Origin of the sequence: Streptomyces flavofungini, from assembly GCF_041028215.1 — a bacterium.
Classification (GTDB): domain Bacteria; phylum Actinomycetota; class Actinomycetes; order Streptomycetales; family Streptomycetaceae; genus Streptomyces; species Streptomyces flavofungini_B.
On sequence record NZ_JASKYR010001345.1, the window covers coordinates 1 to 1,194 of the forward strand.

Sequence of the window (1,194 nt, forward strand, 5' to 3'; positions counted from 1 at the left end):
GCGTCAGTTTATCGGGGGCCGGTCGCGTCCCGGCCGTCCGGCCACCGCCGCCAGCACCGCGACGCCGCACACCGCCAGCAGCGCCGTCCCGCCCCCTCTCGCCGCCGCGACCTGCGCGGACAGCGTCGCACCCAGGGCGCCCCCCGCCGTGTCCATGCTGGAGAGCCAGGACATCGTCTCGGTGATCCGGCCCGGGGGCGCGAGGTCGCCGCCGATCGCGCGCAGCGCCCCGAAGGTACAGCCGACGGCGAGCCCGGCCACCGGGCAGAGCAGGAGCACCGCGAGCGGGGAGACACGGGCGGCGAGCGCCAGCGCGCCCGTCCCCGCGGCGAAGACGCAGAGCGGGACACAGAGCCCGGCACCCCGGCGGACGAGACCGGGGGCCGCGCCGAGGGCCAGGCTGCCCAGGACGCTGCCGACGGACAGGGCCGCGAGGTACAGGCCCGTATAGGCGGTGGCGCCGTGCTGGGCGGCGTGGATCGGCAGGACCACGTCGACCGCCGTGACGGCCGTGACGAAGAGGCAGTTGGCGGCGAGCAGCCGCCGCAGCGGCGCGGACGCGAGCGGGCCGAGGAGAGGCCCGGCCGCGCGGGGCGCGCCGGATGTCCGCACGGGCGTGCCGAGCAGCGGCGCGACCACGCAGACCGTCAGTACGGCGATGACCGCGAAGGGCGTGGCGGTCCCGAAGGACACACTGAGCCACCCCGCGAGCAGCGGCCCGGTGATCAGCGCGGTGCCCGTCATGGCCGCGTCCAGGGCCATCGCGGAGGCCAGGGTCGTGCCGTCGGTCACCGGGTGCCAGAGGGCCCGCATCATGACGGCGACCGGCGGCGCGCTCGCCCCCAGGGCCACCGCCGAGGCGAGGACGGCGGCGGTGGCGGCATGCCGCGACACCGCGTACAGCAGCAGGCCCATGGCCGCCAGTTGCGCCGCCAGGCAGCGGAGCAGGACCACGCGCGGACCGTGCCGGTCGAGGAGCCGCCCACGCCAGGGCGCCGTCACTCCCTGACCGAGCGCGAGCCCGCCCACCGCGAGCCCGGCGGTGCCGTACGAGTAGGCGCCACCGACCAGGAGCAGCAGGCTCAGGCCCACCATGCCGACCGGCAGTTTCGACACCATGCCGAGCACCGCGAGCCGCCGGAAGCCGGGCACCCGGCGCAGCTCACGGTAGGCGGTGCGGGGACGGCGGGCGGC

General features: G+C 77.4%; 1 protein-coding gene. It reads right to left on the reverse strand.

Annotated features, from left to right (window positions below):
• Positions 1-3: 3 nt before the first annotated feature.
• The coding region (locus AB8Z36_RS40955) for an MFS transporter (RefSeq protein ID WP_369218416.1) at positions 4-1,194 on the reverse strand (1,191 nt) is incomplete at its 5' end.